The organism is Bradyrhizobium sp. ORS 86 (genome assembly GCF_045571475.1).
In the GTDB taxonomy this organism is placed as follows: Bacteria; Pseudomonadota; Alphaproteobacteria; order Rhizobiales; family Xanthobacteraceae; genus Bradyrhizobium.
This window is the reverse complement of the sequence record NZ_CP120699.1, coordinates 329,688-343,344: the sequence shown is the minus strand read 5'-3', so window position 1 is coordinate 343,344 and position 13,657 is coordinate 329,688. Positions and strand designations below refer to the sequence as shown.

9 protein-coding genes are annotated in these 13,657 nt (G+C 65.3%); 6 read left to right on the top strand and 3 right to left on the bottom strand.

The window, feature by feature from the left end:
• Positions 1 to 8 precede the first annotated feature (8 nt).
• From sdhD to P6U25_RS01580, 5 genes are all read left to right on the top strand, one after another.
• On the top strand, positions 9 to 383 hold the full coding sequence (gene sdhD / locus P6U25_RS01600) for a succinate dehydrogenase, hydrophobic membrane anchor protein (protein WP_407152728.1): 375 nt from the start codon (positions 9 to 11) through the stop codon (positions 381 to 383).
• A gap of 3 nt (positions 384 to 386) precedes the next feature.
• The gene (gene sdhA, locus P6U25_RS01595) at positions 387 to 2,225 is read left to right on the top strand and encodes a succinate dehydrogenase flavoprotein subunit (RefSeq protein WP_407149697.1); all 1,839 of its coding nucleotides are present in this window, start codon (positions 387 to 389) and stop codon (positions 2,223 to 2,225) included.
• Positions 2,226 to 2,243: 18 nt separating this feature from the next.
• The gene (locus P6U25_RS01590) at positions 2,244 to 3,029 is read left to right on the top strand and encodes a succinate dehydrogenase iron-sulfur subunit (RefSeq protein ID WP_407149696.1); all 786 of its coding nucleotides are present in this window, start codon (positions 2,244 to 2,246) and stop codon (positions 3,027 to 3,029) included.
• 294 nt (positions 3,030 to 3,323) lie between these two features.
• The gene (locus tag P6U25_RS01585; RefSeq protein ID WP_407149694.1) at positions 3,324 to 4,319 is read left to right on the top strand and encodes a zinc-dependent alcohol dehydrogenase family protein; all 996 of its coding nucleotides are present in this window, start codon (positions 3,324 to 3,326) and stop codon (positions 4,317 to 4,319) included.
• A complete protein-coding gene (locus P6U25_RS01580; RefSeq protein ID WP_407149693.1) occupies positions 4,316 to 5,857 on the top strand; it encodes an AAA family ATPase in 1,542 nt (513 codons plus the stop codon). The genes P6U25_RS01585 and P6U25_RS01580 overlap by 4 nt, the downstream gene beginning before the upstream one ends.
• 32 nt (positions 5,858 to 5,889) lie before the next feature.
• Here P6U25_RS01580 and P6U25_RS01575 read toward each other — a convergent pair whose 3' ends face one another.
• The 3 genes from P6U25_RS01575 to P6U25_RS01565 form a co-directional block, all read right to left on the bottom strand.
• A complete protein-coding gene (locus P6U25_RS01575) occupies positions 5,890 to 8,661 on the bottom strand; it encodes a GNAT family N-acetyltransferase (protein WP_407149692.1) in 2,772 nt (923 codons plus the stop codon).
• Between the two features lie 125 nt (positions 8,662 to 8,786).
• Positions 8,787 to 10,664, bottom strand: coding sequence for a ferrous iron transporter B (locus P6U25_RS01570; RefSeq protein ID WP_407149691.1), 1,878 nt, complete (start codon positions 10,662 to 10,664; stop codon positions 8,787 to 8,789).
• Positions 10,661 to 10,936, bottom strand: a complete 276-nt coding sequence (locus P6U25_RS01565; RefSeq protein WP_407152727.1) for a ferrous iron transport protein A — start codon at positions 10,934 to 10,936, stop codon at positions 10,661 to 10,663. Before P6U25_RS01565 ends, P6U25_RS01570 begins: the two co-directional genes overlap by 4 nt.
• Positions 10,937 to 11,327: 391 nt before the next feature.
• Between P6U25_RS01565 and P6U25_RS01560 the strand changes: the two genes are divergently transcribed.
• Positions 11,328 to 13,475 carry an ATP-binding protein gene (locus P6U25_RS01560; RefSeq protein WP_407149690.1) on the top strand — a complete coding sequence of 716 codons (2,148 nt, stop codon included), beginning with the start codon at positions 11,328 to 11,330 and terminating at the stop codon, positions 13,473 to 13,475.
• Positions 13,476 to 13,657: the final 182 nt, after the last annotated feature.

Here is a 13,657-nt window from a genome sequence, read left to right as displayed (position 1 = left end):
CGTCCTCGATGCGCACGCCACTGGCGCGCGTCCGCAACCTCGGCTCCTCGCATAGCGGCACCGGCGACTTCTGGCGCCAACGCGTCACCGCGGTCGCCATGACGTTACTCATCATCCCTGTGATCATCGTCGTGATCATGCTGCTCGGCCGCAACCAGGCCGGCGCGGCACAGATCCTCGGCTCGCTGCCGATCGCAGTCATCCTGCTGCTCTTCATTATCGCCAGCGTCTGGCACATGAAGATCGGCATGCAGGTGGTGATCGAAGACTACGTGCATAACGAGAAGCTGAAGATCGCGAGCGTGATGGCGAACAACTTCTTCTGCTTCGTGGTCGCGATGGCCTCGATCTACGCAATCCTCAAATTGTCGTCGGGAGTGTAATCCATGGCCGGTGAAGGAAACGGCAAGGCCACCAACAGTGGCCCGGCCACGAACGGCAAGGCTTACCCGATTCAGGACCACACCTACGACGTCGTCGTGGTCGGCGCCGGCGGCGCGGGCCTGCGCGCCGTGGTCGGCTGCTCGGAGGCGGGCCTGCGCACGGCCTGCATCACCAAGGTGTTCCCGACCCGGTCGCACACGGTTGCGGCGCAGGGCGGCATCTCGGCCTCGCTCGGCAACATGCATCAGGACGACTGGCGCTGGCACATGTACGACACCGTGAAGGGGTCGGACTGGCTCGGCGATCAGGACGCGATCGAATACATGGTGCGCAACGCGCCCGAGGCGGTCTACGAACTCGAGCATTGGGGCGTTCCGTTCTCGCGCACCGAGGACGGCCGGATCTACCAGCGTCCGTTCGGCGGCATGACCATCGACTACGGCAAGGGCCAGGCGCAGCGCACCTGCGCCGCCGCCGATCGCACCGGTCACGCCATGCTGCACACGATGTATGGCCAGTCGCTGCGCCACTCGGCCGAGTTCTTCATCGAATTCTTCGCCATCGACCTGATCATGGATGACCAGGGCGTCTGCCGCGGCGTGATCGCGCTCAAGCTCGATGACGGCACGCTGCATCGCTTCCGCGCCCAGACCACGATCCTGGCCACCGGCGGCTACGGCCGCGCCTATGCTTCCTGCACCTCGGCGCACACCTGCACCGGCGACGGCGGCGGCATGGTGCTGCGTGCCGGCCTTCCGCTGCAGGACATGGAGTTCGTCCAGTTCCACCCAACCGGCATCTACGGCTCGGGCTGCCTCGTCACCGAGGGCGCGCGCGGCGAAGGCGGCTATCTCGTCAATTCCGAGGGCGAGCGCTTCATGGAACGCTATGCGCCGTCGGCGAAGGACCTCGCCTCGCGCGACGTCGTGTCGCGCGCGATGACGATCGAGATCCGCGAAGGCCGCGGCGTCGGCAAGAAGAAGGATCACATCTTCCTGCACCTCGACCATCTCGATCCCAAGGTGTTGCAAGAGCGGCTGCCGGGTATTTCCGAGTCGGCGAAGATCTTCGCCAATGTCGACGTCACCCGCGAGCCGATCCCGATCGTGCCGACCGTGCATTACAACATGGGCGGCATCGCAACGAACTATCACGCCGAAGTCCTGACCAAGCGCAACGGCGACGACAATTCGGTGGTGCCGGGCCTGATGGCGATCGGCGAGGCCGCCTGCGTGTCGGTGCACGGTGCCAACCGCCTCGGCTCCAACTCGCTGATCGACCTCGTGGTGTTCGGCCGCGCCGCTGCGCTGCGCTGCGCCGAGAAGCTGACGGCCAACGCCAAGCAGGCCGAGTTGCCGAAGGATTCCGCCGACCGCGCGCTCGGCCGGCTCGATCACTTCCGCCACGCCTCCGGCTCCACGCCGACCGCCAAGCTGCGCGACAGCATGCAGCACGTGATGCAGAACAATTGCGCGGTGTTCCGCACCGGCGAAGTGCTGCAGGAAGGCCAGAACCTGATCCACAAGGTCTATGGCGGCATCGGCGACATCTCGGTGTCCGACCGCTCGCTGGTTTGGAACTCCGACCTGGTCGAGACGCTTGAATTCGACAATCTGATCGTCCAGGCGGTCGTGACGATGGACTCTGCGGCGAACCGCACCGAGAGCCGCGGCGCGCATGCTCGCGAGGATTTCCCCGAGCGCGACGACAAGACCTGGATGAAGCACACCCTGGCGTGGCTGGATTCGAGCGGCAAGACCTCGATCGAGTATCGCCCGGTGCACGATTACACGATGACCAACGACGTGCAGTACATCCCGCCGAAGGCGCGGGTCTACTGAGAACGAAGGCGAGCAAGCATGGTTGAATTCGCACTTCCGAAGAATTCGAAGATTTCCGGCGGCAAGACCTGGCCCAAGCCGGCCGGCGCCACCGAGACGCGCGAATTCAAGGTGTATCGCTGGAATCCGGACGACGGCAAGAATCCGAGCGTCGACACCTATTATGTCGACGTCAATGATTGCGGCCCGATGGTGCTGGACGGCCTGATCTGGATCAAGAACCACATCGATCCGACCCTGACCTTCCGCCGCTCCTGCCGCGAAGGCGTCTGCGGCTCCTGCGCGATGAACATCGACGGCCAGAACACGCTCGCCTGCACCAAGTCGATGCACGACGTGGCCGCCGGCGGCGCGGTGAAGGTCAATCCGCTGCCGCATCAGCCTGTGGTCAAGGACCTCGTTCCCGACCTCACCAATTTCTACGCCCAGTATGCCTCGATCGAGCCGTGGCTGAAGACCACCACGCCGACGCCGCAGAAGGAGTGGAGGCAGAGTCACGAGGACCGCGAGAAGCTCGACGGGCTCTACGAATGCATCCTGTGCGCCTGCTGCTCGACCTCCTGCCCGAGCTACTGGTGGAACAGCGAACGCTTCCTCGGTCCGGCCGCGCTCTTGCAGGCGACCCGTTGGGTCACCGACTCGCGCGATGAAGCGACCGGCGAACGGCTCGACAACCTCGAGGATCCGTTCCGCCTCTATCGCTGCCACACCATCATGAACTGCGCCAAGGCGTGCCCGAAGGGCCTCAACCCGTCGGAAGCGATCGCCGAGCTCAAGTTCAAGCTGGTCGAACGACAGATCTGACCCGTCGCAGGTGACGGAGTGTGAGCCATCGATCGATCCGATCGGTGACTGGCCAGCGCTCCGCGCCTTCTTCGGAATCACCCTGGTCGCGTTGCCGGAACGGCAACGCCGAAGCCGCGCTCGTTCACGATGGGAACGGGAACCGTAGCCTTGCTCATTTATTCTCTCCTGACTGAACCCAACTCACGGACCATGTCCTTGAGAGGTGGCCTCAAACCTCTGCCTTGACCGAGATCAAGGCTCGCGACGATCGCCTGCTCACCCTGTGTCCGCTACGATTTCGGATGGGTTGCCATGTATGCGATGGTGCTTGCGGCGCGCGGTGCGCCTCTCGTCTTTCAGGAGCGGCCCGACCCGCTACCGGGCCCCGGCGAGATCCGCATCAAGGTCAGCGCCTGCGGCGTTTGTCGCACCGATCTCCATGTCGTCGATGGGGAACTGCCTGATCTCTCCTACCCGATCATCCCCGGCCACGAGGTCGTCGGCCGGATCGACGCGCTGGGAGACGGTGTCACCGAACCAGCGATCGGCATGCGCGTCGGCGTGCCCTGGCTCGGCCAGACGTGCGGCGTCTGCTCCTATTGTCGCATGGGTCGGGAAAATCTCTGCGACCGTCCGCAGTTTACCGGCTACACGCGCGATGGCGGCTTCGCCACCCATCTCGTTGCCGACGCGCGCTTTTGCTTACCCCTTGGACTGAGTGGCGACGATGTGGCTCTGGCCCCGCTGCTCTGTGCCGGGCTGATCGGCTGGCGATCGCTGGTGATGGCCGGCGACGGCAAGAACGACGGCAAGAACATCGGCATCTACGGCTTCGGTGCGGCCGGACACATCATCGCGCAAGTCGCGCGGTCGCAGGGCCGGTCGGTTTATGCATTCACCCGCAAGGGTGACCACGACGCTCAGTCGCTCGCCCGCTCCTTGGGGGCGGATTGGGCGGGAGCGTCCGATGACAAGCCTCCGGTCGAACTCGACGCCGCCATCATATATGCGCCGGTCGGAGCATTGGTGCCGCAGGCGTTGCGCGCGGTACGCAAGGGTGGACGTGTGGTCTGCGCCGGAATCCACATGTCCGACATTCCCGCGTTCCCTTACGATATTCTCTGGGGCGAGCGGCAGATTGTCTCCGTCGCCAACCTGACACGGCAGGACGGCATCGATTTTCTCGGCGCCTGGGCCGGCGCCAATCTCCAGATCCACACGACCGTGTTTCCGCTCGACCAGGCTAACGAAGCACTGGCGCGATTGCGCGACGGCGCGCTGGTGGGCGCGGCTGTGCTGCGACCATGACGGCGCCGTCCCGCACAAACGCCCACGAGGACGGCCAGCGTGCGGTGCTGGCCTTCATGGACGAGCGCGTTCGCAGCGGCGCGGCGAAACGGGTCGATACTCATATCTCCATAGTCTTCCTCGAGCCGGATCGCGTTCTGAAGATCAAGCGGGCCGTGCGCCTGCCGTTCCTGGACTTCTCGACGCTGGAGAAGCGGAAGCAGGCCTGCGAGGCGGAGCTTGCCGTCAACAAGCGCTATACCCCCGAGCTCTACCGGCAAGTCATCCCGATCACCAAGGGAACGCACGGCCCCGAAATCGGCGGCGGCGGACCAGTCCTTGAGTGGGCGGTCGAGATGGCGCGCTTTGACGAACGCTGCACGCTCGATCACCTGGCCGCTGCCGGCGAGATCAAGCCGGAGATCGGTGACGCGCTGGCCGGTACGATCCTGCGATCGCACAAGAACGCCGAGATTGCCGATGGCCGCGCATGGCTTGCCTCCATCGCCACCATCATCGACCGCAACACGGAGAAATTCCGCGGCCAACCCACAATCGAGGGCAACGCCATCGCGCTATTGCACGAACAGAGCCATGGATGGCTGGCAAGCTGCCGGCCCCTGCTCCAACAGCGGGCTTCAGCCGGATGCGTGCGACGCTGCCATGGCGACGCTCACCTCGGCAATGTCGTGCTCATCGACCAGAAGCCGGCGTTGTTCGATGCCATCGAATTCGACCCGGCAATGGCGACCACGGATGTTCTCTACGACCTTGCTTTCCCGCTGATGGATCTCATCCATTTTCGGTCGCAGCGCGCGGCAAACCGGCTGCTCAATCGTTATCTCGAACCAACCTGGCGCGACAACGGCGGCGCGCTGCGGCTGCTGTCGCTATTTCTTTCCATGCGGGCGGCGATTCGCAGCCTGGTGCTGTTCACCAAACACGAGCAGTCACGCGACGCCGCAGGGTTGACCGAGGCGAATTCCTATTTCGAGTTGGCGCTGCGGCTGATCACCCCGGCAAGACCGTCATTGGTTCCGATCGGAGGAATGTCCGGAACGGGCAAGAGCGTGCTGGCGCGCGACGCCGCCTGCCTGTTGCAACCGCCACCCGGCGCGATCATCCTGCGGTCGGACGTGATCCGTAAGGAGCTGTTCGAGGTTGATCCGCTCACGGCGTTGCCGGACCATGCCTATAGCGACCAAGTGAGCGATCGCGTCTACAAGGCGATGTTCGAACGTGCCGCGCAGATCACGGCGCAGGGCTTCTCGGCTATCCTTGATGCAGCCTTCCTGCGCGAGAGCGAGCGGTCCGCGCTCGAACAGGACGCGCGCGGGATGACAGCCGAGTTTCGACCGATCTTCCTGCACACAAATTTGTCGACCCGCCTGGACCGCGTGGCGTCACGCGGCAGGGATGCTTCCGATGCGACCCGCGACGTTGCCGCGCGGCAAGAACAATACAAGATCGGCCGACTTGACTGGTCTCGGATCGACGCCTCCGGCACGCCCGAGGAGACCCTGAGACGAAGCTCCTCGGTTCTGTTGAAGGCCCCGTAGGCAGCGTCGCGCTGCTCAAGACGAACACACCCTTATAGAGACCTTGCCGTCACACCACCTTGATCCGCCCCAGGTCGGATCAGGATATCGGTCCCGACGCCATCGGCGCCGGGCCGATCGAGATCGAGCATGACATCGACGATACTGTGATCGGTCGGATCCATCGTGACGGTGAATCCGAGGTCGCGACACATGCTCAGCATCGTGGTGTTCTCGGTCAGCACCTGACCGGACAGACGCTTCAGTCCTTCCGACCTCGCATAGTGGATCAGAAGCTGCATCAGCGACCACCCGAGCCCTTTGCCCTTGAGATCGGACTGCAGCAGGATGGCGTATTCGGCGTTCTCGTAGAGCGAGTCCGAATGCAGCCGGACCGCCCCCATCATCTCGCCGGTGTTCGGATCAAGCGCCACAAAGGCCATCGCGCGCGCGTAATCGAGCTGGGTGAGACGCGCGACGAACGAATGTGAGAACTCCTTCATCGCGTGGAAGAAGCGCAGCCTGAGGTCCTCGGCGGTCACGCGCTTGAAGAAGCTCCGGACCATGGGTTCATCCTCCGGCCGCATCGGCCGCACCAGGACGCGTGAGCCGTCCTTGAGCACGAGCTCACCTTCCCATTGCGATGGATAGGGCCGGACAGCCAGCCGGGTCTGACCGGCAAACAGCCGCGCAGGCTTGCGGATCGCCACGCGTGCATCGAGTGCGAGCACGCCCGCCTCGTCCGCCAACAACGGATTGATCTCGAGCTCGGCGACCTCGGGAATGTCGGCCGCCATCTGCGCCAGCTTGACAAGGGTGAGCGGCACGACGTCGGGCGGGACGGCCGGCACATCGCGATAGGCGCCGAGCAGCCGCGAGACCCGCGTGCGTCCGACCAGGTCGCGGGCGAGATTCATGTCGAGCGGCGGCAGCGCCAGCGCCTTGTCGTTGATCACCTCGACCGCGGCACCACCGCGACCAAAAACGATCACCGGACCGAAGGTCGGATCGTCCGCGATGCCGACAATCAGCTCGCGCGCCGCACGCCGCACCATCATCGGCTGGATCGTGAGACCTTCCAGCTTCGCGTCCGGCCGCGCGTTGCGCGCTCGCGCCAGCACGGTCGCGGCGGCCTCCGCGACGGCTTCCTTCGTATGCAAGCCGAGGATAACCCCGCCGACGTCGGACTTGTGCCTGATGTCGCGCGAGAACACCTTGACCGCCACCGAAAGTCCCTTGGCGAGGAAAGGGGCTGCTTTCTCCGCCGCGTCCCCGGCATCACGCGCGGCGATCGCTGGAACGATCGGAATGTCGTAGGCGTCGAACAACGCCGCGATCTCGACTGGATCAAGCCAAGCCCGCTGCTCCGACAATGCCTTTGCGACGACGTGCCTGGCCGCCGCGGTGTCGGGCGTGAACACCGATGCAACGCTCGGCGGGGTCGCGGCGAGCGCCGTGGAAGCCTCGCGATATCGCACCAGATACATGAAGGCGCGCACCGCATCGTCCTCGGTCGGGAAATGCGGGATGCGCGCGGCCTCGAAGGTCGCTCCGGTGCGCTCATCGGCGCCGACCCACGCTGCAAGCACCAACGCGGCCACTGCGCTTCTTTTCGCCCGGCGATCGCGAACACACCGCGCCACCGCCTCGGCAATTCCCTCGGCCGGCGCGACCGCGGTCTCCACATTGGCGACCAGGACGGCATCGCTGTTCGCATCCTCGAGCAAGGCGCCGAGCGCGGACACGTAACGGGCGGCATCGGCATCGCCCGAAATATCGACCGGATTGGCGCCCGACCAGCCTGGCGGCAGGGCCGCGTCGAGCCGCGCGATCGTTTCCGCCGTCAGCGTCGCGGGAACGCCGCCGAGCTCGGCCAGCCGGTCGATCGCGAGGATGCCGAGACCGCCGCCATTGGTCAGGATCGCTAGCCGGTTACCGCGCGGGACGAAGCCGCGACCAAGCAGCTCGGCGCAATCGAACAACTGGCGCAAGTCGAACACGCGCAGCATGCCGGCGCGGCGGAACGCGGCGTCATAGACGGCATCCGATCCGGCCAGCGCACCGGTGTGGGTTGCGGCGGCCTTCGCGCCATGCTCCATGCGGCCCGACTTGACGACGATAACCGGCTTCAGCCGCGCCGCGGCACGCGCCGCCGACATGAACTTGCGCGCGTCCTTGACGGCTTCGAGATAGATCAGGATCGCGCTGGTGTGGTCATCCAGCGCGAAATAATCGAGCAGGTCGGCGACGTCGACGTCGAGCTGGTCGCCGATCGAGACGATGCCGGAAAAGCCGAGCCGCCGCTCGGCCGCCCACTCGATCATCGCTGCCGCGACGGCGCCGGACTGCGAGATCAACGCCACATGGCCTTCGGCCGGGCGATGGGCCGCAAAGCTCGCATTGAGCTTCGCACGCGGCACCATGACGCCAAGGCAGTTCGGTCCGATCAGGCGCATCCCGCTCATGCGCGCCGTTTGCGCGACCGTCTCGGCAGCCGAGCCCGCGCCGTGGCCGAGGCCCGCCGACAGGACCGCTGCGCCGGAGACGCCGACCGCCGCAGCATCCGCGATGATCGAGGGGATCGCCGCCGCCGGCGCCGTGACGACGATGAGATCCGGAACGAACGGAATCGACTTCAGATCAGGACACGTATGCTCGCCGTCGATGACGGCATGCCGCGGATTGACCACGGCGATCCCGCCGGCAAAGCCGCTCGCCTTCAGGTTCCTGACCACCGCCGCGCCGAGCGACGACGGGCGCGCGCTACCGCCAACGACTGCGATATTTCGAGGCGAGAATACCCGTTCCAGGCCAAACGTCGACATTGCATGGTCTCGCAGGGAACATGAAGGCGCCCGCAGCTTCCGCCCTCGACGACATCCTAGTGCGTCGCTTCGCTGCCTGCACCCATTGCACCCTCAGGCCCGGACGACGGAACTCGATCGTTCACCTAGTGCAGCCCCAGCGCCTGCGCCAGGTTGAAGGTGAGGAAGCTCGCGGCATAGGCCAGCGCGAGCATGTAGACGAACGTCACCACCATCCACTTCGCGCTGCCGGTCTCGCGGCGGATCACTGCGAGCGTCGAGGCGCATTGCGGCGCAAAGATGTACCAGACCAGCAGCGACAGCGCGGTCGCCAGCGTCCATTTTTGCGCCAGCACCAGGCCGATCGCATCCGCCGCCTCCTTGCCGCCCTCGATCGAATAGACCGTGCCGAGTGCTGCGACCGCGACCTCGCGCGCCGCCATGCCCGGGATCAACGCCACCGCGATTTGCCAGTTGAAGCCGATCGGCCGCAGCAGCGGCTCGAGCGCGTGGCCGATCATCGCCGCAAAGCTGTAATTGATCGCCGGCCCCTCGGCGCCGGCGGGCGCGGTCGGGAACGACGCCAAAAACCAGATCAGCACCATCATCGAGAGGATGGTGGTGCCGGCGCGATACAGGAACATCTTGGCACGGGTGAACACGCCGATCGCGATGCTCTTCAGCCGCGGCACCTTGTAGTCGGGCAATTCCAGCATGAACGGCGCCGGCGCATGGTCGCGCCACAGAAAGAACTTCGCGACCGCCGACACCGTCAGCGCGCTGGTGATGCCTGCGGCATAGAGGCCGAACATCACGAGCCCCTGCAGATTGACCCAGCCCCACAGCATCTTCGCCGGCACGAAGGCGGAGATGATCAGGGTGTAGACGGGAATCCGCGCCGAGCAGGTCATCAGCGGCGCAATCAGGATCGTGGTGAGGCGGTCGCGGCGATTGTCGATCACCCGCGTCGCCATGATACCGGGAATCGCGCAGGCAAAGCTCGACAACAGCGGAATGAAGGCGCGGCCGTGCAGTCCGGCACCGCCCATGATGCGGTCCATCAGGAACGCGGCGCGCGCCATATAGCCGAAATCTTCCAAGAGCAGGATGAACAGGAAGATGATGATGATCTGCGGCAGGAACACGATGACGCTGCCGACGCCGGAGATCAGGCCGTTCTGCAGAAAGCTCTGCAGCAGGCGCCAGCTTTCGGGCAGCACGTCGTGCACCAGTTGCCCGAGCGCGGAGAAACCGTCCGACAGCAGCTCCATCGCCGGCTGGGCCCAGGTGAACACCGCCTGGAACATCACGAACAGGATCAGCGCCAGGATCATCATCCCCCAGACCGGATGCAGCACCACGGCATCGATCCGGTTGGTCAAGGTGTCGGGCTTGGCCGGCAGGCTGACGCTGGCGGCGATGATGCGGTCGGCCTCGCGCTGCGCGGCCTTGAGATCGGCGATCGTCGGTGCCGTCCATTGACCGGCCGCGGGCGCCTCATGCGATCGGGTCAGGAACTCGTCGGTTCGCTTGAGCAGGTCGGCGATGCCGCCTTTGCGGACAGCGACCGAGGTCACGATCGGCAGGCCGAGCTGCTGCGACAGACGCTCCAGATCGATATCGACGCCGCGGCGTTTGGCGATATCGATCATGTTGAGCACGAGGATCATCGGCCGGCCGATGCGCTTGAGCTCGAGCACGAGCCGCAGCGTCAGCCGGAGATTGGTCGCATCAGCGACGCAGAGCACGAGATCGGGCACCGCCTCTCCCTCGAAGCGCCCGAGCACGATGTCGCGGGTGATTTCCTCATCCGGGCTGCGGCCCCGCAGCGAATAGGTCCCCGGCAGATCGAGCACGGTGACGTTGCGGCCCTCCGGCGTGACGAAGCTGCCGGATTTGCGCTCGACGGTGACGCCCGGATAGTTGGCGACCTTCTGGCGGCTGCCGGTCAGGCTGTTGAACAGCGACGTCTTGCCGGTGTTCGGGGCACCGACCAGCGCCAGGCGCAGGGACGCGGTTGTCATTCGACGATCACAGCCATGGCTTCGCTCCGGCGCAGCGCGATCGTGATGTTGTCGACGCGCACCGCGATCGGATCGCGCCGGATCATGCCTTCGTGCAGGATTTCCACGCGCGCGCCTTCCACAAATCCCATCTCGACCAGGCGCTGCTCCAGCTCCAGCGGCGACAGCGACGAGCCGGTCTGCGGCGCATCGAGCCCGATGATTGTGCCGACAAAACCGCGATCCGCATGACCAAGCCGGATGTCCTGGGAGCGGGTGGGATCGCGGGTCATATCGCGTGTCATGGGGCCTGTTTTCCAGCAGGTAGTTACAGGGTCAAGCCTTTGCCCGCGACAGGTTTTAGAACCCCTAAAAACAGCGTCCGAGGGCGTCGTCCTGGTCGATTTTCCGCTTGCCCGCCGGCCGCGGCTAACGAGGTCGTGAACCGCGCGCGCGACGCCCCGCCGTGCGGGCTCGGCGAGGGCGAGTGCCCCGCCCGCCTTCCGCGACCACCCGGGCGACGCAAATGCCAATTGGTTAGCAATTGATCGATTCCGGCCGATGTTCGGCGTCCGTCCGCGGTCGCGGCGACGACCAAATTGGCCGCGGGTGCAACCAAAGGTCGGGTTTTACGTTCTCCCGCGCTAAGGTTTGCGTTAAGGTTCGCGCGGAGCCGGAGCGCCCTTGCAGACCGCACAACGCAATTCGCTGAGATTGTTGCAATGGATGATGGCCGCGTCGCTGGCCCTCCCGCTGGCCTTGTTCGTTTTTGCTTCCGCGGTGACCTGGGTTTCGACCAATGAGGCTGCCGACCGGGAGATCGAGCAGATGCTCGACGTCGCCCACGAGCACGCGCTCAAGGTGTTCGAGACCATCGACCGCAGCCTGTCAGAGACCGCTGAGATCATCCGCGGCATGTCCGATGCCGATATCGTCGCGCATGAGCAGAGCCTGCACCAGCGGCTGAGCCAGCTTGCCGATGCGCTGCCCCAGATGAAATCGGTCTGGGTGTTCGATGCCAGGGGCCATGCCCTGGTCAACAGCCTCGTCACCGCGCCCCCCGACATCGATTTCTCCGACCGGGACTACTTCCGCATGCATGCCGATGGCGACGCCGGCAGCTATATCGGCGAGGTGTTGACGCCGCGGCCGCCCTACCAGGGATCGCGGTTCTTTGGCGTCAGCCGAGGCCGCAACAACAAGGACGGCAGTTTTGCCGGCGTCATCCAGGCCTCGATCCTTCCGGAATACTTCGAGGACTTCTATGCGCGGATCGGACGCGAACCCGGCAGCTTCCTCGCGCTGATCCGGACCGATGGCACCGTGCTGGCCCATTTTCCCATCGTCCACCATGACTTCCGGTTCGAGCCGAACGGGCCGCTCGGGCAGCACCTCGTCGCCCACCCGCTCTTCGGCACCATGACGATCAAGTCCCCGGCCGACGGCATCGAGCGGCGCCTCCGCTATCAGCGGCTTGCCGAATACCCGGTCTATGTCAGTGCGGGCCTCGCAATATCGGCGATCCGGGCGCGCTGGATCGCGACCATGGCTCCACATCTGATCTTCGGCGTCCCGGCCACAGCGCTGCTGTTCGCTCTGTTCGGGCTCGCCTTGAGGCGCACGCGGCGGCTGTACGAGGAGGCCAACCGGCGAATCGAGGCCGAGGTGGCGCTGCGGCACAGCCAGCGGCTGGAGGCGCTGGGGCAGCTCACCGGCGGCGTCGCACACGACTTCAACAATCTGCTGACCGTCATCCGTGGATCGGTCGACATGTTGCGGCGGCCGGACCTACCGGATCCGCGGCGGCTGCACTACATCGATGCGATCTCCAACACCGTGAATCGCGCGGCCAGGCTGACCAGCCACTTGCTCGCCTTCGCGCGCCGACAAGCTCTCGAACCCGAGACGTTCGACGTCGGTCAGAGCGTGCGGACCCTGAGCGAGATGATCGCAACCCTGATCGGGCCTCGCATCGAAATCGTCACGCAGGTGTCGGACGGACCCAATTTCGTCAACGCCGATCCCAGCCAGTTCGAGACCGCGATGATCAACATCGCCGTGAACGCGCGCGACGCCATGAGCGGCGCCGGCCGGCTCACGGTCACGGTCCGGCGGGTGGACAAGCCGCCTTCTGCGACGGCGAATCCGGCCAGTCCGCGTGGCTATGTCGCAGTGTCTGTCGCCGACACCGGCGTCGGAATTCCGCAGGACCAACTGGAACGGATCTTCGAACCCTTCTTCACCACCAAGGAGGTCGGCCAGGGTACCGGGCTTGGCCTGTCGCAGGTGTTCGGCTTCGCCAAGCAATCCGGCGGCGAGGTGGACGTCGTCAGCGAGGTCGGCAAAGGCGCGACGTTTACGCTCTATCTGCCGCGCGTGAACGACGACGGTCCACCGCCAGCGCGGCTTGTGCACGACACCCAGCCAGTCGGTCAAACCGGCGCCTCGGTGCTGGTGGTCGAGGACAATCCCGAGGTCGGGAAGTTTGCCGCCGACGCGCTGACCCAACTCGGCTGTAGCGCCGTGCTGGTCGACAACGCCATCCACGCGCTGGAGGAGCTCGCGGCCGGCGCGAGCCGCTTCGACATGGTGTTCACAGATGTGGTGATGCCCGGCATGAGCGGCATCGAACTCGCGAAGGAAATCCGCCGGCAGGGACTCGATTTGCCGATCGTGCTCGCCAGCGGCTACAGCCACGTGCTGTCGCAGCAAGGCAGCTCCGGCTTCGAGCTGCTGCAAAAGCCCTACTCGATCGAGCAGCTTGCGCAGATGCTGCACAAGATCGGGCGAGCACTGACCGCGAGGCGCGATCAGGCACCCGTGTCGCCGTGAGGGATTGCGCGATTGCGCCACCGACTCGATGTTGCGCCTGCGAGGCCCTTAGCCGATATCGCGCTCCATCGTCTGCCGTCGTCCCTGCGAAAGCAGGGACCCATACTCCGCGGCGGACGTTGTGAACGGGACGCGCCATTCCAGCATCGTTCAACAAAACCCATTCGTGGTTATGGGTCACT